The organism is Gemmatimonadota bacterium (assembly GCA_026706345.1).
GTDB lineage: Bacteria > JAAXHH01 > JAAXHH01 > JAAXHH01 > JAAXHH01 > JAAXHH01.
In genome coordinates, this window is record JAPOYX010000281.1 from 1 (window position 1) to 20809 (window position 20809).

A 20809-nucleotide genomic window follows, 5' to 3' on the forward strand; every position below is an offset into this window, starting at 1 on the left:
CGTTTATGTCCCAAGGCTTCCATTCGAAATCGCGCTGGAAATCTGGAATGACGTACCTTCCCTCCTTGAGCCTGCTGATGACCGTGTTCAGACTAATGTGATCGGGTTTCTGCGCATCCTTCATTCTTTGTCTCCTTCATTGATAATCTCCTTCAACAACCCCTCCGTCTCCTTCTCCAAGGCCAGTACATCGGCCATGATTTCTTCCAGAGACCGCATGGGCTTCCGCATATAGAAATACCGTTTAAAGCCGATCTCGTATCTGATTCGCACACTATCGGGCTGATACTATGCGTCGGCTACATACGGAAGAATCTCCCGTCGAAGTAACACTCAACGGCTTTTTCTACATTACGCCGGATCGTTTCAACCAACTGCTCCTCCCTGCGTATGGATGCCATATCCAAGTGCGCTCATCGCGTAATCGCCGTCGACTTTTTCATTGCCGGCTACGAAGCTAATCTCGGGGCTGGACTCCGATCCCTGCTGCCGTATCAGTTTCTCTTCGGCTCAGTCGTCGCTACGGTCAGATGGTTTTGCCCGCGCTTCTTTGCGTATCCGTGCAGCCATTTCTTCCAGCACGGGGTCGGAATACCGCCTGGTATTGAACCATTCTACCCGTTCGTCAGGCGTCATATGGGCTGTTTCAGCAGTAATGCGGGCACGAGCTTCCCGCGTGAATTTGATGCGGTCGAATTTCTTTTTTGCGCGAGAGGAATCCGTCATGACGGTTCACTCCCTCCCAAGATCTCATCCAACAACCCTTCCGTCTCCTTCTCCACTGCCACGATATCCGCCCGGATCTCCTCCAGCGACCGCATAGGCTGCGGCTTGTAGAAGTACCGCGTAAAGCTGATTTCGTAGCCGATCTTCACGCTATCCGGTCGGTACCATGCGTCAGTCGCATAGGGCAGGACCTCGCGCCTCAGAAATGCTTCGATACCCCCCGCTTCCTGCAACGGGATCTGTTCGGTGTCGCGAAGATCGGAGTCCGGTTCGTATTCCACCACGGCCGGTTTGCCATCCATTTCGACTTCAAACAAGCCTCGTAGCGGATCGGGTACGGTTCCCTTCCTGTGGATCTTCCGTATAATGGGCGTTCCATCTTCGCTTCGGTTGCCGCTTGGGATTGACCCGGAACCTGCCTTGAGGTCCTTGATCTCTGCGGCTTTGTACACCCGGTTCGGATCGGCGCCGGCGATGCGGAGAGGCCGGTCCATGGTCACCTTCCAGTACCCGAAAGCGGCGTTGTCGAAGATCCTGCTTTCATCGGTTTCTTCGAAAGCCGAGAAAGTATCGCAGATACGGGTGATTTCGTCTTCCCCGAGTTCGCAGTTCTTGTTGCCAAGATTCTTGCGCAGCGGCTGGAACCACTTGGTCGCGTCGATCAACTGTACCTTGCCCCGGCGATGCTCGGGTTTGCGGTTGGTGAGGACCCAGACGTATGTCGCGATACCAGTGTTGTAGAACATGTTGAGCGGCAGGGCGACGATGGCTTCCAACCAGTCGTTCTCGATGATCCACCGACGGATGTTGCTTTCGCCCTGTCCAGCGTCGCCGGTGAAGAGGGAACTTCCGTTGTGCACTTCGGCGATGCGGCTTCCAAGCGGCGTGTCCTGTTTCATCTTGGCTAGCTTGTTGGCTAGGAAAAGCATCTGCCCGTCACTAGAACGGGTTACTAGGGAGTATTCAGGGTCTCCACCATGTTCGATTACGAAACGTGGGTCGCGCATGTCTTTCTTACCACCCATGCGATCCAGGTCGGTCTTCCAGCTTTTACCATAGGGCGGATTGGAGAGCATGAAGTCAAAATCCTCGGACGAGAAGGCGTCATTGGAAAGGGTAGAATGTTCGGGACCGCCCACGATGTTGTCGGCGGCGTCACCCCCTCCCTTCAGCAGCAGGTCCGCCTTGCAGATGGCATAGGTTTCGGCGTTGATCTCCTGGCCGTACAGGTGAGTGGACACCTGCTTGCCGCGTTCTTCGGCCAGTTCCATCAGGGTATCTTCGGCCACGGTCAGCATGCCGCCGGTTCCGCAGGCGCCGTCGTAGAGCAGATAGGTGGATGACTGGATCTGGTCCGCGATGGGCAGGAAGACCAGCCTGGCCATCAGTTTCACGGCGTCCCGCGGCGTCCAGTGTTCGCCCGCCTCCTCGTTGTTCTCCTCGTTGAAGCGCCGGATCAGTTCCTCGAAGACCGTGCCCATGCCGTGGTTGTCCAGGCCGGGACGCCGGGTCGTGCCATCGGTGTTCATCACGGGATCAGGACTCAGATTGATCTCTGTCGAGGTGAGTTTCTCGATCAAGGTGCCAAGAGCGTCGGCGCGGGACAGGCGTGAGATCTGGTTGCGAAACTCGAAGTTCTCCAGGATTTCCTGTACGTTGGGCGAGAATCCGTCCAGGTATGCAGTAAAGTCGGCCGTCAGTTGCTGGCGGTTGGCCCGCGCCCTGAGGTCCCGCAGAGTGAACTTCGAGGTGTTGTAGAATGCCTGACCGGCTGCCTGGCGAAGGGCAAAATCCTGATCCACGACGCCCGCTTTGTCGAGCATCGCCTTGGTTTCCAGCACTTTCCTTTTCGTGTCCTCCAGCACCGCGTCCAGCCGGCGGAGCACCGTCATGGGCAGGATGACGTCGCGATACTTTCCACGGACATAGAGGTCACGCAGGACATCGTCCGCGATCCCCCAGATGTAGTTGGTGATCCAGTTGAGGTCGGAGTTTGCCATATTACTTCTGCAGCCAATCCTTCAATCTACGGTAGCGGTCTTCCGGAACCTGTGTAATAGATTGCGGAGGACCTTCCAATATCCCGTTTTCTTGAAGCGTTTGGAGGTCTATGGGTTCGTTCAGATGTAGAGTAAGAAGGAAATCGATGACCTTCAATGGTTTTTCGCTGGAGTTTACCAGTTCCTCCAACTGTTTGCGAGTATAGGCGGAGCGCCTCGTCGTCAAAAGCATAAGTTCGTTCAACGTCGAGGCCTCTGTCACCCTTTCGACGACACCGACGGTACAAATAGACTGGGAGTGCGAACGCCGCTCATCCTGTGTGGTATAGAACAGGACAACGGAACCAGGTTCAAGTTTTGTGGTAGGCGCACGACATATGTAGGTCTTCCGTATCGTATTGCCCGGTGTACGATTCACATCTGTCGAGGAACCTTCGAACAGCGACAATTGGCTGTCAGGAAAAGCTTCCGGAAACAGTATCCTGTAAAACCTGGGAAGGATCGGAACTACGAATTTCCGAGCGTCCGGTCTATCATAGTACGCGGGATAAAACTGACGGTTGAACGCTACGGGATCCTTCTGATACGACGTATCCGATCGGACATCCTTCCTCAATTCCTTCTCCAGGAGCCATTCACCGTCATCGAGTGTTCGCGTCTTTTGGAAACCATACGTTTCCAGCAAACCGATCAACACGTGCTGTTTTTCGAATGCGGTCAGATATACGACTTCGATGTCGTTCGATCTGGACCACCACAGCACCTGCTTAAGCAGTTGTTCACCGAATTTCTCTCCTTGATACTCAGGCGCCAATTTGAAGGTGGACACTTTTAATATCTTGTCCGCCCTGGTTGCGCAGTCCGCCTCTTCTTGTGTTTCAGGTTTTCGAATCACAAGTCCCGCAAGCTTGGCATCGAATCTGATTACCCAGCAAGACCGATGGCTGTTGACGCATTTTTCCTCGAACCACTCGTTAAAACCAGGATAGTCTGCTCTGAGACTGTCAAAGAACACATCTTCAACGTCGATTTGATAAGCCGGCACTTCTTCGACGTAAGGCAGTTCGACGGTGTGGGATTCGTAAGTTCGACTTATGAAATCAACCGCATCTGCTACGCCGAATACTTTTCCTCCTAGGTTTCCTCGTTCAGCCCGACGTATCAATCCCGTATCTTCTGAAATCAGGAGATCGACCGCTTTCTTCTCCAATATTCCAAGAAGTTGCAGATCGCATCTGTCGTTTTCATTCCTGATGGAACCAAATCTGCAAATCAAGTCGGATTCGGAATCAATTGCTACATCGCGAAGGCGAACGTACTTCTCCAGTTTGCTGTATGTTAACCGACGTCGCGCGCTATCCCTGTCCCGATCGATGTCTGCATAATTAGCATCGGACACGTGGAGAGTCAGATTGTGTTTCTGGCACAACTGCGCAAGAGATGCCGCCTGGGGGTCAACCGGTTTGGGATCTTCCAGTTTGATGGCTACGTTTGTGTCGAGGAGGATTTTCACGGAGTACTTTCGTTAAAAGAGGAGATATATCTTCGTTCACGTACCTGTATGATTGAGGAATTATAAAACCATTGTTACTGAAACTTTCGGCGCCAATCTCCTCCGACAGGCGTGTGATTGAAGACAATACTATAGCATAGCCGTTCCTGGCTCCATCGAAGTAAATATCGAAATCCCGGCGCTTTACCCCACCATCAGTATGAAACCTCGCCCAGAGGGATTCCACGGACATGTTGTATACGTCTTTCACTTTGGCCCAACCTGTTACAGCCTGAATGGGCGATGTGGAGTAAATCCAGAGGATAGCGCCCTCCAGATGCGTTCCAACAGGAAATCTTCGTCTGAACTCGACCGTCTTCGTCCCAGTTAGTATGTTTTCAGCGTGGTGCGGATGTACGCTGAGTACAATCTGCGGTTCTGACTCTATTGGGGTACTGTACATTGCCAAAGACATGCTGTGATCTCCAATTCAGTGTGATGGCTATTAACTGTATTCTCATCAGGTACGAACTTGCGTTGGCTGTATCCGTCACTACTACACGGGCCTGGGCCTGTCGTGGTTAGGATACCCACAGTCCATATCACTATGTCCACAGTACCGTTTATCACCGGAGGAAGAGATAAAGTCTTCCCACTGATTAAGGAAACACTGCTCTTGAGAATCCATTGCATTATGTACGTCGTTTAAAACACCTCCACAAGAAGTAACTAAACATTTGTATTGAATTCCCGGTGAAATGAAGGGCAACAAACGAGATTCAACGCAAAGGTATAGTCGGTATGCGACATCTTCTGCTCGAATTTAACAAACGACCCCAGTAATGAAGTTCAACTCGACATTTACCACCAGGTGTTGTATAGCAAAATGCTGCATCGTTTTATCGAAGAGCGGAAGCTGCGGTTCGTCCTGTGCGGGTCCAGTGCAAGGAAACTCAAGCGGGCCGGCGTCAATCTGCTGGCGGGTCGGGCATTGCGCCGCGCGATGCATCCCTTCGTACCTGAGGAACTGCGGAAACGTTTCGACCTGGAGGACGCACTGCGAAACGGGTTGTTGCCCGCCGTCTGGGATTCGGAGGACCGGTCGGAGACGTTCACCGCCTACACGCAGATTTATCTCAGGGAAGAGATCCAATCCGAAGCATTGGTGCGCAATCTGCCCGGCTTCGCGCGGTTTCTTCCGCTGGCAACGTTATTCCACGCCCAAGCTATGAACGCCAACGACATTTCCCGGGAAGCGCAGGTGTCACGGTCGACAGTGACCAGTTACCTGGAGATCCTCGAGGAGACCCTCCTGTGCATCCGGTTGCCGGCGTTCGAGGGTAAACTCCGCGTACGGGAAAGGAAGCTGCCCAAATGGTACTGGTGCGATCCAGGTATTGTACGTGCCATGAAAAACCAGAAGGGACCGGTCGCACCGGAGGAACGTGGCGTCCTCTTTAAAGGGTTGGTCGCGCAGTTGATCCGGTCGTACAAGGATTACCGAGATCTTTGCGAAGTATGGTACTACTGGGCAACGGCCGCGCAGAATAGGACTGAAGTGGATTTTCTACTTGAACGCGGGGGCGATTTTGTTGCTATCGAAGTAAAATCCGGCGGCACGTACTCTCGTTCCTGGTGCACAGGATTGAGAGCGGTGGCCGGTCTGGACGGCCTTTGCCGGCGGATCATTGTCTACCCAGAAGGACCGGAGTTGCAGACCGAGGACGGCATTGAGGTCCTGCCTTTTCCGGTTTTCTCCAACCTGCTGGCTGATGACGATCTGTGGCCGTGACCCAGACAGTTACCGCATACTCAAATCGCCATTGCACGGTCCGTTACCGAGTTTCTGGCCTTTTTCAAGTTTCCTGCCTTTATACGCCTGATTTACTTCACACCTCCCGCAGCAGTTCGCCCGGAATCCTGGATCCGGGATACTCCGCCTCGGGGTCGCGCTCGGCGATGATGGCCGGAACCGGATCGGTCCAATAGGCCGGCACGGTGTCGGGGCGTCTGTGCCAGGCCAGTACCAGGGTGCGGCGCTCGTCGGTCAGGTTCCGATGCGCCGAGTGCAGCACACGGGCATCGGCCAGTACCAGGTCACCGGCCTTGACGCAGACCTCGACCTGGTCCGGGTGGTCGCTGAACATCGTGGGATGATCTTCGGCAATGAAGCGGGCGCCCTGTTCATGAGCCGGCACCATCTGGTCGTGCAGCGGGATGCGTTTAAGATGGGTGCCGGGGATGATCTTGAGGCATCCGTTCTCTCGCGATGTATCGCTCAGGTAGTAGGACACGAAGATGATCTGCGGCCAGGGAGAGCAACTCATCGGATCGTTCCACTGCATCCAGTCCTGGTGCCAGTACAGTGCCGGTTCTCCGGGATCCTTGGTGAGGAGGATGACACCACCGGTGCTGGTAAAATCGCCCAGACCCATCTGTTCAAGGGCACGCCGCGTGGCAGGCCAGTCGAGCAGTTTCTGAATGGTCGGGTTCTCAGTCCCCTGCGCGGTAACGTGCTGGCCCTGGTACCTGACATCGGGTGGCGGCACCCAGTTTTCCATCATGCGCTCGGATTCGATGCGCAGCTCCTGAAGGAAGGAGTCGCTGAGGATTTTGTCGACCACGCAGAAACCGTCGCGAATTAGCTGTTGGCGTTTATCTTTAGCTTGTTCGGGGGACATGGAATCCTCGATTGAGTGTGGTGCAGCCAGGTCTTCTGATCTAATGTGACTGGAACTAGCCTTCGTTCAGACCGACCGCGTAGCTGACTCGCATAAGTCACGATTTAGGAGACTCCAATGGTCAGTGTAACCAGCCTCGGCCAGAACCTTCTTTGCTTTCATCCGTTCTTCGCGGTCACCACGGGGATCGCGCATGTAAGTTACCTGACGCAGCATCTCGTGATGGTCTTCGTCTGGAATGTGCTCCCGCGCGCCTGCTATCACGAGCGCAAGATACCAGTCGTAAGGCTGGAGATCGGGTTTGGTAAACGTGGCCAAGTAGGTCGCCACCGGAACGATTTTGCCGCTTTCAGCCAGCCGAACGCAAAACGTGTCGCAACGTTCGTAACCAACCCCTTCGGACTTGTCGAGGCAGCAAACCTCCGAACACGGAATCTCAAACAGCATGCCGGGAGTTCGGCAACCATTCTTCGGACTAAGCGTCGCTTTTCCGGAACAATCTTTACTGGGCTTACTGAATTTGATAATCCAGTCGTCGGCGTATGCACGCTCCTTCGAAACAGCCCCAGGACAACGATTTTGCAACCGCTTGGTCAGCATATTCGAGCCATAAGCAAAGTAACACAAAGGCATGGTTGGACTTCTCTCCTTCGCATGGTATGATCGGCCAGATCCTTCTGTACCCAGATTCCTTTGTAGAATCCCAACCACGGACACGGTAAACAAAGTATTCACAATGTATACACGAAACAAGATCGTCCTATGACCCATTCGGCGATTCCCACCGCCGGGTCCACCTTTCCTCGCCTGTTTCTCCCGCAATATAACGCTCGCCCATACCCGCTTTCCGAACCTGCACAACAGTCGCATCAGTTACGCCAGCCCGCACGAATAATCCCATTTTCGCACGATTGTTACCAGATTTACAGCGATTTCTACGACTGATTCGTAAAGGAGTGTTGGTCGCACGCATCGATTCGACGTGCGAATGGGACCATTCACCCAAACTGCATGGGAGGAATTTGAACATGGAACTCGCTCAACTTCTCATATCGCCAGGCATGTTGCTGGCGGCCTTCATCTTCTTCTGGAAACAGAACAGAATCATCATCGACGAACTGAAAAAAGATATCGTGTCGCTGCGCGAGGAGATCACATCCATCCGTGACGGAATGCACGACATCAACGGACGTCTCGGTCGCGTAGAGGGTCTGTTGATGACCCTGGACTTTGAAAAACTGCAAAAGGAGTAGTCGAATCACAACTGGCACACTGGCCGGGACGAGAATGGCTGGATCGATTGACGGACTGCGTCCCTCACAGATTGGAGGAAAGACCGTGGAGATTGCACAACTTCTTGTTACACCAATCACTTTAGTGATGGCATTCATCTTCTTCTGGAAACAGGCCAAAACCGGAAGAGAGGAACTGAGACGTGAATTGAAATCGGATATGAGGGAACTGAAAACAGATCTGAAATCAGATATGAAAGAACTCAAGGAGGCATTTAAGGAAGAAACAACATCGATTCGCAAGGATGTCGCTTCCATTCGTGTAGAAATGCACGACATGAACGGACGCCTCAGCCGCGTCGAGGGCCTGTTGATGACCTCCGACATCGGACGATCAAGCAAGGAGTAACTAAGGCCTGAAAGGTGTAATTTGTATGGCGAGAACGTTTGGAATGATTGCCGGCCTGCGTCCCTTACCAAAGTAGGAGGGAAGACTATGATGGAACTCGCCCAGCTTCTCCTTACACCTGTTACGCTGCTGACGGCCTTTATCTTCTTCTGGAAACAGACCAAGGCCATAACTAACGAACTGCGACGGGAACTGAAGGCAGATATGAAGGAATTGAAGGAGGAGTTAAAGGAAGAGATCGCGTCCGTGCGCACGGAAGTTACCGCCATCCGGGTAGAAATGCACGACATGAACGGACGCCTCGGCCGCGTCGAGGGTCTGCTGAAGATAACGGATTCCGGTTGATTCCCGGGAACCGTCTCAACCTTCCGCCAGCTTCTTCCGGAGCAACTCGTTCACCATCTTCGGATTCGCCTTGCCCTGGGTCGCGCGCATGACTTGGCCCATGAAGAAGCCCAGGAGCTTGGTTTTGCCGGCCCGGTATTCGGCGACGTCGTCCGGGTGTTCGGCGAGGATGCCGCCGACGACGCTTTCGAGTTCGCCGGTATCCGAGATCTGTACGAGGCCCTGTTCTTCGATAACCTTGGCCGGCGCTTTGCCGGTTTCGGCCATGATGTCGAGGACGTCCTTGCCGATTTTGCCGCTGATCTTGCCTTCCTTGATCTGTCCGAGGAGCTGGGCGAGGTGATCGGGTGGAATGCGGGCTTCGAGGGTCTGCTGGTCCATGCGGTTCTCGTGCTGGACGCGCAGGAGTTCGCTGAGCATCCAGTTGCTGACGGTGCGCGCTTCGTCGGCCGCTCCGTCAACTGTTCTGCCGGCCGCTTCGCCAGCCGCGCTGCCAGCCTCATCTCTGGTTGCATCGCGGGCTGCTGCGCCGGATGCCTGGCCGACGCATGCCTCGAAGTAGTCGGCCCGGGCCCGATTCTCCGTCAGTTGCCGCGCCATGTCCTGTGGCAGTCCGTAGTCATCGACGAAGCGCCGCATGCGAACATCGGGGAGCTCGGGCAGGTCTTCGCCGATCTCGTCCACCCAGGAACGGGCGATTTCGACGGTAACAAGATCGGGGTCGGGGAAGTACCGGTAGTCGTGGGCTTCCTCCTTCGACCGCATGGGAAAGGTCTCTCTTTTTTCCTCGTTCCACAGGCGGGTCTGGCGCACGACGGTACCGCCGTCGTCGAGCAGCTCGGACTGCCTGGCGATTTCGAATTCCAGCGCCCGTTCCATGGACCGCATGGAGTTCATGTTCTTGATCTCGACGAGTTCGCCCAGGGGATCGCCGGGCTTGCGGATAGACACGTTGGCGTCGCAACGCAGGCTGCCCTCATCCATATTGCCGTCGCAGACGCCGATGTACTGCAGGATCTGCCGCAGACGGGCGAGGTAGGCCGAGGCTTCGCGGGGGCTGCGGATATCCGGCTCGCTGACGATCTCCATGAGGGGCACGCCCGTACGGTTGAAGTCGATGTAGCTCAGGTCCGGATCGTACCCGGGTTCGTTGTGGATGGACTTGCCCGCTTCCTCCTCCAGGTGGATCCGCCGAAGCCGGACGAAGCGGGGACCGTCCTCGCCCTCGATCTCGATGCCGCCGGCCAGGGAGATGGGCTCGCCCGCCCGGTCGTACTGCGAAATCTGGTAGCCCTTGGGCAGGTCCGGGTAGAAGTAGTTCTTGCGGGCGAAGGCGCTGGTTTCAGCAACATGGCCGTCCACGGCCAGGGCCATGCGGATCGTGTATTCGACGGCGCGGCGGTTCAGAACGGGCAGGACGCCGGGCATGCCGAGGCAGATGGGGCAGACGCGGCTATTCGGCTCGCAGCCGAAGGCCACCGGGCACCCGCAGAAGATCTTCGAGTTGGTCAGGAGCTGGGCGTGCACTTCGAGCCCGATTACGGATTCGTAGTTCATGACCGCGTAGCCTCCGAACCTGGTGCCGCGTCGCACACTTCCATGCAATTTCTATTCTCGCCTCTCATGGCCGCGTAGCCTCCTCGAAGGCGTACGCTGCCCGGAGGATCCGTTCTTCGCCGAAATGCGGCCCGATGATCTGCAGGCCGATGGGCATACCGCCGGGATCCTTACCACAGGGCAGAGAGATGGCCGGCACGCCGGCGAGGTTGATAGGTACGGTATATACATCGGACAGGTACATCTGCAGCGGGTCGTCGATCTTCTCGCCGATCCTGAAAGCGGTGGTGGGCGTGGTGGGCGCCACCAGGAGATCGACCTTCTCGAAGGCCTGGTCGAAGTCGCTCTTGATGAGCGTGCGCACGCGCTGGGCCTTGTCGTAGTAGGCGTCGTAATAGCCGGCGCTGAGCACGTAGGTGCCAAGCATGATGCGGCGTTTCACCTCGAGGCCGAACCCCCCGCTGCGGGTCGATCCGTACATGGCGTCCAGCCGGTCTTCGGGCGCGGGTGGTTGCGCGGCGACCCCACCACCTGATCCTCCGGCGGTCGCTTCAGCGGCCGTCCCTACTGCCACTTCTCCAGTCGATGCGCCGCCGACCGATCCGTCGCCGCCCGGCCCTCGAATCGACGCGCCGCCCTCGCCCCGGTACCCGTACTTCACGCCGTCGTACCGGGCCAGGTTGGAGGAGGCTTCCGCGGTGACGAGGATGTAGTACGCGGCCACGGCGTACTCGGTGTGAGGCAGGCGAACGCTTTCCACGCGCGCGCCGAGGGATTCCATGCGTTCGATCGCCCGGTTTACGTTTTCCTTTACGGCGGCATCGAGTCCCTCGGCCATGTATTCTTCAGGCACGCCGATGCGCACCCCTTCGATGCCCTGCTTCAGGGATGCCGTGTAGTCCGGCACCGCTTCCGAAGACGACGTGGTATCCATGGGGTCGTGGCCCGCGATGACGCCCAGGAGCCGGGCACAGTCTTCGACGTTGCGGGCCATGGGGCCGACCTGGTCGAAGGAGGATCCGTAGGCGATGATGCCGTAGCGGGAGACCCGCCCGTAGGTAGGCTTGAGCCCCACGACGCCGCAGAAGGCCGCGGGCTGGCGGATCGATCCGCCGGTGTCCTCGCCCAGGGCCAGGACCGCCGTGCCCGCCGCCAGGGCCGCGGCGGAACCGCCGCTCGAGCCGCCTGGGACCCGGTCGGTGTCCAGGGGGTTCCGGCAAACCTCGAAACTGGTGTTTTCGTTGGAGGATCCCATGCCGAACTGGTCCATGTTTGTCTTGCCGATGATCACGGCGTCCGCCTCGCGCAACCGGGCAATGACCGTGGCGTCGTATGGCGGCACGAATCCCTCGAGGATCCTGGACGCGCAGGTGGTTTCCAGGCCCTTCGTGCAGATGGCGTCCTTGATGGCGATGGGGACGCCGGCCAGTGGTCCGGTCTCTTCGCCCGCGGCGACGCGCCGGTCCACTTCCCGGGCGTCTTCGATCACCGTTTCAGGCTGGACGGCGAGATAGGCGTTTATAGCGGGGTCTTTCGCTTCGATCAGGCGCAGTACTGCCCTGGCCACCTCTTCCGCCGTCACCTCGCCCGACTTGATTCGCGGCGCCAGTTCGTGGGCCGCCATCTCGTTAAGGTGTTCCAAACTCCGCTCCTGAACCGTCGATGGTTGATGCGATCAGCAGGGTCACGCGATGGGGTTCTACCCCCGGCTGCTGCGTCGGCGCCCCGTGCGCGTCCCGCTGCTTGAAGGGACGATGCAGGACAATATCCTGCCTGCCGTCCCCGTTAAGGTCCGCCATCCAGGCGTATTCCTCGTCGTTGGGCAGTTCGACCGCCACCTTCTGGGGCTGTCCGGCAAAGAGGTCCGGACCCGGCACGCCGGCGTAGACGTGCATTTCCCGGTGGGTCCACTCGATCAGCAGGTCGGAGCGGCCGTTGCCGGTCACATCCCCGATGAACAGGTTCTTGTTAAACGCCCGCCGGTATTGTTCACGGTCTGTTCGCCGGGCGTGCTTCCCTCCCTGCAGCACGAAGTCAAGGGGGACCCAGCCTGGTTCGCGGGGACTTGGCGCACCATCCAACTGAATCTTCCGGATGGCGGTGGGCCGGTCCGGGATGCGTCCCTCGCTCACCCGGTAGAACGCGAGATTGAGCCACACGTCATCGCCCATGAAGCCTTTGATCCGCTTGAATAGACTGCTTTCGAGGTATTTGTTCTCAATCGTCGTGACGACCAGGTCGATTTCACCATCCCCGTCGAAATCACGTTGGTCCATGGCGAGTTGGATATTGCCTTCGGACCGGATCGAGATGTCGGCTTTGGGCGCGAAATGGATGCCGCCATCCGAAGTACGGCCATCGGAGGCACGGCCATCGGAGGCACGACCTTCGGGTGCGAACCGGGTGGAGCCATCGGAGGCGCGTGAACCGTAATACACTTCATAGACGGACCGCTTGTCGGCAATACTGTCGCCTTCAAGGGCGTAGACCACCAAGTCCGCGACGCCGTCCCCGTTCAGGTCGGTGAACGAATACAAGACCCGGCCCTTCATGTCCCCGGCGGCAAGCGTGGAAAGATCGTCGGAGTCGAAACGCACGGCGGTCGTGAAGGTCACGGCCTCAGGGTCGAACAGGCCCCGATCGTCCTGGATATGCGCCTCGAAGTGGTCCCCGTTCCAGAAGACCAGGTCGACGCGGGCGTCTCCGTTGTAGTCGAACGCGTGGACGCGGCTTACGCTCCAGGGGTCGAATCGATATCCGTCGGCTCCGTAGATACGTTCTAGTACAGCGGGGGGACCGACCACCACGGGATCGGCAAATGAACCGTCGTTCAACTGTACAAATACCCTGAATCCATCGTCGTCCGGCAGGACCAGGTCGATCCGCCCATCGCCGTTCACGTCATGGGTGACGTCCACGTGCGGCACTTCGCCCGGGTGAGGGGGGTCGAAACTGGACGTGGCGGCTGCGAGGACGACTTCTGTCGACGATTCGGGATCCCACGCGTCGAGCCGGCCCTCCCCGTACGTGATCAACCGGTCGCGGCTTCCGATGCGGGCCAGGTCGACGAACGATACTCCGGGACGAAGCCGCGCATTCGTGTTCAGCGCCCAGGTCCCGTCCTCATAGGCGTATACACGCAGGTAGGGGTCGCCGCGCTCGTCCACATGCACCACGGCGAGGTCCGCGACGTCCCTGCCCAGCAGAAATCCGGACAGTACGGTTTGCCTGGCTGCCGGCCCGATGACGACTTCCTGTTTTTCGAATGTGAATACCGGGACGGTTTGTGCTGTGGATCGCGCGGCGGCGGGGCTCGGGGCGCCTGCTAAGAGGAGTATACCCGCCGGGAATATGGCAAATGCCAGAAACAGGGTCAGCGCCGGGCTGATGCGAACGGGGTTGAATCGGGATCGGCCTGGATATCGTTTCGTCATCTTAATATGGGTACTAGTACCACCGGTAGTAGTAAGTGGCGAAACCGATGCCGAGGATGCTGATGACGTTCACTTTCAGCGTGAACCCGAAGGTGACGGAGAATATGACGAGGGGCAGCGTCGCGGGTGGAAAGGTGTAGGTGAAGGCCTCGAGGAAGAACTGCTCCGCCATGCTGCCTGGCATGAAGTATCCGAAGAGGAGCGCGATCAACTCTCCGACGACGCTGCCGAGGATGGCGCCTACCAGGATGTAGAGTACCAGTTTACCCATCCCTTTGTATTGCGTCATGGCAGGTCTCCCTGTGGGGTGGGTGCGGTGTCTCGCATCTCGCCGAATTCATATTGTATCTTGGAGTCATTTTGTACATCGGAGTCAAATAGCGCGGGGCCATGCCGCCCTTTCCGCTCGCTCCTCCATGGTTCCCGCTCGCTCTTCCCTTGATTTCGCTCACTCTTCCACGGAAAGCGCCACGTCCTCGTCATGCCGGACCATGTGGATGCCCCATGCCGCGATGCCGGAGAGGATGTACAGCAGCACGATCGGGAAGATCGTGAGCTTCGGGTCCCATACCAGGGCGACCAGGGCGACGGCGATGACAAGCAGCTTGAGGATGGACCACTTGCTCTTGAAGGCGAGCGAAGGCAGGGTTCGGTAGGACAGCGGGCTGACCATGAGAATGGACAGCAGGAGCATGAACCCCATGAACGGTCCTTCCAGGTGCAGCTCTTCCCACCGGTCCCAGCAGAAGATGACGTAGGAGGCCACGGCGATGGCCGCCACGGGGATCGGCAGTCCCATGAAGTTGTCCTTCTCCTGGTTGATCCGCTCCACCCGCCGGAGGGTCATCACGTTGAACCGGGCCAGGCGGATCGCGCCGCACATCAGGAAGAGCAGGCAGAGCACCCAGGTGATCTCGCCAAAGGGCTTCAGGGTGTAGACGAGCACCATGGGCGCCACGCCGAAGGAGACCACGTCCGCCAGGGAATCCAGTTCGATGCCGAAGCGGGTCGCCCCCTGGCTGAAGCGCGCCACCTTTCCGTCGATGGAGTCCAGCAGGGCCGCGGCGATGATGAGCCAGGGCGCCCGGCCGGGATCGCCGGTCAGGGCGTTGAACCCGTCGATGCAGTAGAAGATGGCGGATACCCCGCAGAAGATGTTGCCCAGCGTGAATACGTTCGGCAACGCGACGCGCATCCAGTTTTTCATTTGAGCACTCCCAGTATCGTCTCGCCGCCGCGGACCCGGTCTCCGTTCTTCACCCGGATTTCCGTGCCGGCCGGCACGACTACGTCTATCCTCGAACCGAAGCGTATCAGGCCGAACCGGTCGCCGATACGCACTTCGTCGCCCTCGTGGACGTCGCAGACGATGCGCCGGGCTACGAAGCCGACGATCTGCTTGATCAGGACGCGGCCCCTGTCCCCTTCTATGCCCAGGACCATCTGCGCGTTGTCGCCCGAGGCCTCGTCCTTGAAGGCGAGCTTGAACTTGCCTTCTATCCTCCGGCGCAGCTTGATCACGCCGCTGATCGGAATCCGGTTGACGTGCACGTTCACGATGGACAGGAACACGCTGATCTGCGTGGCCGGTCCGTCAATGAAGGGGTCGTTCCCGATCTCCTCGACCGTCACGACCCTGCCGTCGCCGCCGGAGATCACCAGGCCTTCGCCCGGGGGCACGCACCGGGCCGGATCCCGGAAGAAGAACCCGACGAACAGGGCCAGCGCGGCAAAGACGGCCGCCAGCGCGTTCCAGATCAGACCGGGGGCCAGGTAGCCGATCACCAGGCAGCCAGCGGCAAGTGCCGCCAGGGGGATGACCATGACCCAGCCGTCGCGTACCATTCTTTATCCTTACAACTCGGCGATGTGCAGGGTCAGGGGCATCAGCCGGCCTTCCCGCTCGACTTCGAGTTCGATGGAATCGCCCACCAGGCTGCCGTACAGGGCCTCCCGCGCGTCCGGGTAGCTGGCGATCGCCTCCCCGTTGATCTTCCGTATGACGTCCATGACCCGGATGCCGGCCCGGGCAGCCGGGCTTTCCGGATCGATTTCGTTGACCAGCACGCCCATCCGGTCGTCTATGTTCAGTTCCTGGGCCACGTATTCCGTGATGTCGATCACTGACAACCCCGTCCATCCCCGCCTCGGTCCGCCGTACTGGATCAGTTCGTCCGCCACGCGCCGGACCCGGTCGATGGGTATGGCGAAGCCTACCCCTTCCGAGCCGCCGCTTTCAGAGAGGATGAAGGTGTTGATCCCTATGACCTCGCCTAGGGCGTTTACAAGCGGTCCGCCGCTGTTGCCCGGATTGATGGTCGCGTCGGTCTGGATCATGTCCCGGTAGACCGTCCTGGAGCCCTGCTCCCGGCGGAAGTCTCGGCCCACCGCGCTGACCACGCCCACGGCCACCGCCGGCTGGGCGTCCTCGATGGCCAGTCCCAGCGGATTGCCGATGGTGATGGCCCATTCACCGGCCATGATGTCGTCGGACCGGCCCAGCGCCGCCACCGGTATATCCTCGCCCTCCACGTAGAGCACGGCCAGGTCCGACATGATGTCTACGCCGACCAGGGTGCAGGCCAGGCTCCGACCGTCGGTCAGAACGGCCCGGATCCGCCGGGCCGTGTAGTCTCCCAACTGCACCACGTGGGCGTTTGTGACGATGTACCCCGCCTCGTCGATGATCACGCCCGAACCCGTGTTCGGCTCCTCGCGGGTGTACAGTTGCGGCACCACGAAGTGGCCGAAGAAGGGGTCGTCGAACATCCGGGTGAAGCCGCGCCGCTGCATCTGGAAGGTCGCGACGATGCTCACGACCGCGGGCCCCGCCCGTTCCACCGCAGAAACGATGGTCGTCCGGCGGGACACGCTGATGGCTTCGTTGGCGGCGGCCAGTCCCGGCGGCGAAACTGCGCCTGTCAGCGGATCGCCGCGTCCGCCTGTACCGGTCGGGCCGGGCGAACTGGGCCATGCAGATGATCTGCCCTGGCCGGGCGAAGCGGCCGTTTCGGACGATTCGGATTGCGCCGCGCCTTCTATGGATGACGGCCGGTCGGATGTCCCGTTCCCGCCCCCAGGTCCGCCGCTGATTACGTACAGCGCTTCGGGATAGGCCACCACCAGGATAACGATGCCCAGGAGCGCGCCGCCGAAGGCCGCCAGGATATACCACACCGCCATCGGGGTCCATCTCGCGGTCCAGAAGCTCCGATGGGATCTTTCGCTGTTCTGCATCATTCGGCACCGGGCATCCGCACCGCAACCATGCAGAATCTAAGGCAACGCTGATTTCAGTCGGAATCGCCGGGAGAAGTCCTGCGCCTGAATGACCCGGAGCAACCTTTCAAGCCGTTTCTCCGGTCCCGAAAATAGTTAATCCATATATACGCGCGGGGACCCCTCGAGTCAATACCTTTTCCGTGGGAAGGCGCGCCGTCCGGCCGTCCGGAACCCGGCATCGAAGCCCCGGGATTTGAAGTGGATTTCTTCCCGGAAGATCGGTACGCAGTCCCGGGACCGGACCAAACTATCCGGCCAGGAGGTTAAAATGGCGTCCGGCGATTTAACAAGGATTTAACTTCAGGGAAACACTTGCGAAACAATGACGATATACATTAAGTTTGCTGAATCCGATTTTTGGCAAAATTCATCATGTCGCGGTGATGGGACCGGGCCCATCCGTCTTTTGCGGACGGACGACAGTCGGCCCGGATACTTCCATCGTCGATTCGGACGGACCCCAACCAGGGAGGAGTAACAGTCGTGACCCCAAACGAGGTAATCGCATACGCAAGGGACAGTGGAGCGGCGATGGTCGACTTCCGGTTCATCGACGTGCCGGGAACCTGGCAGCATTTCTCAGCGCCCATCGAAACGCTGGAAGAAGAGACCTTCGAAGAAGGCGTCGGGTTCGACGGTTCGAGCGTCCGTGGCTTCCAGACCATCGACAAGAGCGACATGATCCTGATCCCCGATCCGCTGTCGGCCAAGATCGATCCCTTCATGGAGGAGAAGACGCTGATCCTGATCTGCAATGTCAAGGATCCGGTGACGCTTGAAATGTATACACGCGACCCGCGGTACGTCGCCCAGAAGGCCGAGGCTTACATGCAGTCCGTGGGCATCGCCGACACGGCCTATTTCGGACCGGAAGCCGAGTTCTATATCTTCGACGACGTGCGGTTCGCCCAGAAGCCGAACGCCAGCTTCCACCGGGTCGACGCGGGCGAGGGCTGGTGGAACACGGGCCGCAACGAGGGACCGAACCTCGGCAACAAGATTCCCTACAAGCGCGGATATTTCCCCGTACCGCCGAACGATACCCACCAGGACCTGCGTACGCGCATGGTGCTGACGCTGCGGAGCATGGGCATCGAGTCGGAAGTCCACCACCACGAAGTGGGCACGGCGGGACAGGCGGAGATCGACATACGCTTCAACACGCTGCTGCGCATGTCCGACGACCTGCTCATGTACAAGTACATCGTCAAGAACGTTGCCAGGCAGGCGGGCAAGACGGTGACTTTCATGCCCAAGCCCATCTTCGAGGACAACGGGTCGGGCATGCACGTGCACCAGAGCCTGTGGAAGGACGGCAAGAACCTCTTCTTCGAGGCCGGCACGTACGCCGACCTGAGCGACATGGCCCGGCACTATATCGGCGGGCTGCTCAGGCACTGCGCCTCGGTCCTGGCCTTCGCCGCGCCGACGACGAACTCCTACCGGAGGCTCGTCCCGGGATACGAAGCGCCGATCAACCTGATCTATTCGCAGCGCAACCGCAGCGCCTGCGTGCGGATCCCCATGTATTCGAAGAGCGAGAAGGCCAAGCGGATCGAGTTCCGCACGCCGGATCCGGGGGCCAATCCCTACCTGGCCTTCACGGCCATGATGATGGCCGGCCTGGACGGTATCGAGAACCGGATCGAGCCGCCGGAGCCGATCGATCTCGATCTCTACGACCTTGAGCCGGAACAGGCCGCGGAAGTGGCCCACACGCCGCAGGACCTCGGCGAAGCGCTGGATGCCCTGGAGGAAGATCATGACTACCTCCTCAAGGGCGATGTGTTCACGCCGGACCTGATCGAGACCTACCTCGATTACAAGCGGGAGAACGAGCTGGACCAGATTCGCCTGCGTCCACACCCGTGGGAGTTCGGTCTCTACTACGACATTTAGGTCGTACGGCCGTAGCGTTTCATCGTAACTTGCGCGCCTCCTCCGTTTCGACGCGGGGAGGCGCGGTCTTTTTAAGGCCACGCCCATGACGACCCTCAACATTGATCGCGTCGCGCTCGCATCGCCGATACCGGACGCGGTGTCCGGTCATCTGCGGTCCTTCGGATTCGACGACCCGGCCGACGCCTGGCGCGTGCTGGGACAGATCGATAGACGCCTGGCTCCGCTCGCCCTTCCGGGGAATCCCTTCCCGGCGCTGGTCGAAGCGGCGGGCACCTCGCTGCAACCAGACCGGGCCCTCATCAGCCTGCACACGCTCTTTACCCGGTGCGGCGAGGATCATATCCCGGCCCTGCTGGACCTGCTGGCCGTCCCGTCGGAATCCCGGGACGCCCTGCTCACGATCCTGTCGTGCAGTCCGTACCTCGGCAACGTGCTCGTCCAGGACGTCGGATTCCTGCTCGACACCTTCGCCGGGGACGCGTGGCGGACGTTGCAAGACGCCGATGAACTGGACGCCGACCTGGCCGGGATGCTGCAGGGCGTGTCATCACCGGACGAGGCCATGAAACCCTTGCGCACGTTCAAGAAGCGCGCCTACCTCCGCATCGCGGTGTGCGACCTGATGAAACAATCCGGAACGCCGGCGGTCCTGGAACGGCTCACGGACGTGGCCGACTTCTGCCTCCAGGCCGCCCACGATGTGTGCGGCATGAAACTGGAGGCTCGGCACGGACGGCCGATGCTCGAAGGATCGAAGCCGAGCGGCTTCGCCGTCATCGGCATGGGCAAGCTCGGCGGCCGGGATCTGAACTTCAGTTCGGACATCGACCTGCTCTACGTTTACGACGCCACGGACGGTCGAACCGAGAAGGACGGGACATCCACCTACGAGTACTACCCGAAACTCGCCCGGGCCATCACCGACCTCATCAGCCGGCTTACGCCGGACGGACAGGTGTTCCGCGTCGACCTGCGCCTGCGCCCGGAGGGACGGGCCGGCGACATCGCCAATTCGATCGAAGGCTACCGGTGGCACTACGAGATCCAGGGACAGGCCTGGCAACGGCAGGCGCTCCTGAAGGCCCGGTGCTCAGCGGGAAGCAGAGAGGTGGGCGGCCGGTTCCTCGACACGATCCAGCCCTTCGTGTTCTACCCCGCCCTCGACCAGCCGCTGATCCTGGAAGACATCAACCACATGCGGGAACGGATCGCGAAGGCGCTGGTAGAACGGGGCAGCGGCGACTACCACGTTAAGCTGGGGAAGGGCGGCATCCGGGAGATCGAATTCATCGCCCAGGGATTCCAGCTCGTGTACGGCGGATTCCAGGGTTGGCCCTGGGAACGCGGCACCCGCAGGATGCTGGCGTCGCTGGCGGAAAAGGGGTACCTGTCAGATGAAGAGGCTGCCGATCTGGACGACGCCTATATCTTCCTGCGGGACTTGGAAAACCGCATCCAGATGACCTCGGGCCACCAGACCCACGAAATTCCCCGGGACCGCGGCGCCCAGGCCGTCCTGGCCGGCATGATGGGCCTGTCGGGTGTTTCCCTCGAGGCAAGGGAGGCCGCGCCGGACCGGATGCTGGAAGCCTACGGGAAGCACACCGCCCGCGTCCACCAGATCTACGACCGGGTCTTCCACTCGGCGATGTGAAACAAAACGCCCGGCCCTGGTTTCAATGACTCCAGGACCGGGCGTCTTTCTATATTGTGCGCGTTACCTTACCGATCACCGTACCTTCAGACCGC

18 protein-coding genes are annotated in these 20809 nt (G+C 59.2%); 6 read left to right on the top strand and 12 right to left on the bottom strand.

What is annotated here, in order from left to right; genetic code table 11:
* Positions 1-510: 510 nt before the first annotated feature.
* From OXG98_19550 to OXG98_19560, 3 genes are read right to left on the bottom strand one after another with little or no spacing between them, the layout of a single operon-like run.
* Positions 511-726 carry a hypothetical protein gene (locus OXG98_19550; GenBank protein MCY3774206.1) on the bottom strand — a complete coding sequence of 72 codons (216 nt, stop codon included), beginning with the start codon at positions 724-726 and terminating at the stop codon, positions 511-513.
* Complete coding sequence (locus OXG98_19555; protein MCY3774207.1) at positions 723-2726, bottom strand: class I SAM-dependent DNA methyltransferase; 2004 nt, start codon at positions 2724-2726, stop codon at positions 723-725. The genes OXG98_19550 and OXG98_19555 overlap by 4 nt, the downstream gene beginning before the upstream one ends.
* Before the next feature lies 1 nt (position 2727).
* The gene (locus tag OXG98_19560; protein MCY3774208.1) at positions 2728-4239 is read right to left on the bottom strand and encodes a GNAT family N-acetyltransferase; all 1512 of its coding nucleotides are present in this window, start codon (positions 4237-4239) and stop codon (positions 2728-2730) included.
* Between the two features lie 865 nt (positions 4240-5104).
* Here OXG98_19560 and OXG98_19565 point away from each other — a divergent pair.
* Positions 5105-6010 (top strand): DUF4143 domain-containing protein, encoded by a 906-nt coding sequence (locus OXG98_19565; GenBank protein MCY3774209.1) that lies wholly within the window; start codon positions 5105-5107, stop codon positions 6008-6010.
* Positions 6011-6107: 97 nt separating this feature from the next.
* On the opposite strand, the gene OXG98_19570 is transcribed toward OXG98_19565, so the two are convergent.
* Together OXG98_19570 and OXG98_19575 are read right to left on the bottom strand one after the other, a co-directional pair.
* Positions 6108-6899, bottom strand: coding sequence for a phytanoyl-CoA dioxygenase family protein (locus OXG98_19570; protein MCY3774210.1), 792 nt, complete (start codon positions 6897-6899; stop codon positions 6108-6110).
* Positions 6900-6965: 66 nt separating this feature from the next.
* Complete coding sequence (locus OXG98_19575) at positions 6966-7532, bottom strand: gamma-glutamylcyclotransferase (protein MCY3774211.1); 567 nt, start codon at positions 7530-7532, stop codon at positions 6966-6968.
* Positions 7533-7927: 395 nt separating this feature from the next.
* Here OXG98_19575 and OXG98_19580 point away from each other — a divergent pair, with 395 nt between their 5' ends.
* The 3 genes from OXG98_19580 to OXG98_19590 all read left to right on the top strand — a co-directional run bounded on the left by OXG98_19580 (position 7928) and on the right by OXG98_19590 (position 8885).
* Positions 7928-8152, top strand: coding sequence for a hypothetical protein (locus OXG98_19580; protein MCY3774212.1), 225 nt, complete (start codon positions 7928-7930; stop codon positions 8150-8152).
* 85 nt (positions 8153-8237) lie between these two features.
* Positions 8238-8540: a hypothetical protein gene (locus tag OXG98_19585; protein MCY3774213.1), complete on the top strand. Its 303-nt coding sequence runs from the start codon at positions 8238-8240 to the stop codon at positions 8538-8540.
* 87 nt (positions 8541-8627) lie between these two features.
* Complete coding sequence (locus OXG98_19590) at positions 8628-8885, top strand: hypothetical protein (GenBank protein ID MCY3774214.1); 258 nt, start codon at positions 8628-8630, stop codon at positions 8883-8885.
* Between the two features lie 15 nt (positions 8886-8900).
* Here OXG98_19590 and gatB read toward each other — a convergent pair whose 3' ends face one another.
* The 7 genes from gatB to OXG98_19625 all read right to left on the bottom strand — a co-directional run bounded on the left by gatB (position 8901) and on the right by OXG98_19625 (position 17059).
* Entirely contained in the window at positions 8901-10442 is a 1542-nt protein-coding gene (gene gatB / locus OXG98_19595; GenBank protein MCY3774215.1) for an Asp-tRNA(Asn)/Glu-tRNA(Gln) amidotransferase subunit GatB, read from the bottom strand.
* Positions 10443-10506: 64 nt separating this feature from the next.
* Positions 10507-12066, bottom strand: a complete 1560-nt coding sequence (locus tag OXG98_19600; GenBank protein ID MCY3774216.1) for an amidase family protein — start codon at positions 12064-12066, stop codon at positions 10507-10509.
* 4 nt (positions 12067-12070) lie between these two features.
* Positions 12071-13876, bottom strand: coding sequence for a VCBS repeat-containing protein (locus OXG98_19605; protein ID MCY3774217.1), 1806 nt, complete (start codon positions 13874-13876; stop codon positions 12071-12073).
* A 13-nt stretch (positions 13877-13889) separates the two neighbouring features.
* Positions 13890-14165: a DUF4321 domain-containing protein gene (locus tag OXG98_19610; protein ID MCY3774218.1), complete on the bottom strand. Its 276-nt coding sequence runs from the start codon at positions 14163-14165 to the stop codon at positions 13890-13892.
* A 159-nt stretch (positions 14166-14324) separates the two neighbouring features.
* Positions 14325-15083 carry a CDP-diacylglycerol--serine O-phosphatidyltransferase gene (gene pssA, locus OXG98_19615; protein MCY3774219.1) on the bottom strand — a complete coding sequence of 253 codons (759 nt, stop codon included), beginning with the start codon at positions 15081-15083 and terminating at the stop codon, positions 14325-14327.
* The gene (locus OXG98_19620; protein ID MCY3774220.1) at positions 15080-15721 is read right to left on the bottom strand and encodes a phosphatidylserine decarboxylase; all 642 of its coding nucleotides are present in this window, start codon (positions 15719-15721) and stop codon (positions 15080-15082) included. Before OXG98_19620 ends, pssA begins: the two co-directional genes overlap by 4 nt.
* Positions 15722-15730: 9 nt before the next feature.
* The gene (locus tag OXG98_19625) at positions 15731-17059 is read right to left on the bottom strand and encodes a trypsin-like peptidase domain-containing protein (protein ID MCY3774221.1); all 1329 of its coding nucleotides are present in this window, start codon (positions 17057-17059) and stop codon (positions 15731-15733) included.
* Between the two features lie 582 nt (positions 17060-17641).
* Here OXG98_19625 and glnA point away from each other — a divergent pair.
* Entirely contained in the window at positions 17642-19057 is a 1416-nt protein-coding gene (gene glnA / locus OXG98_19630) for a type I glutamate--ammonia ligase (protein MCY3774222.1), read from the top strand.
* 85 nt (positions 19058-19142) lie between these two features.
* Entirely contained in the window at positions 19143-20714 is a 1572-nt protein-coding gene (locus OXG98_19635; protein ID MCY3774223.1) for a hypothetical protein, read from the top strand.
* The last annotated feature ends 95 nt before the right edge of the window (positions 20715-20809 follow it).